Annotated in this window: 1 pseudogene; it reads right to left on the bottom strand. The window is 35.7% G+C overall.

Annotated elements, in window-relative coordinates:
- Positions 1 to 182 (bottom strand): annotated as a pseudogene (locus tag ABFX15_RS02355) (IS4 family transposase); the annotation flags it as partial.
- Positions 183 to 221: the final 39 nt, after the last annotated feature.

Here is a 221-nt window from a genome sequence, read left to right as displayed (position 1 = left end):
GCAATCACTTTTTCAGATAGTAATAGCAGGAAGGTTCGCCAATTGAATCGTTCATTCTTCAAGAATCGATTTACTGTATCTTTTCCAAATCCCGGCTGTCTTTCAGAATCATTCACTAATTGATTTATACTTTTTCCACCATGAAAGGCAACAGTAAATAAGAAGGTAACGATAGCGGTCACACTTACTCCTTCTTCTTTTTTGATATTGGACCGATTTAA

The sequence above is a fragment of the Alkalibacterium indicireducens genome (genome assembly GCF_039522005.1).
GTDB lineage: Bacteria > Bacillota > Bacilli > Lactobacillales > Carnobacteriaceae_A > Alkalibacterium > Alkalibacterium indicireducens.
The sequence above is the reverse complement of the archived record's forward strand: the minus strand, read 5'-3'. Positions and strand labels throughout refer to the sequence as shown.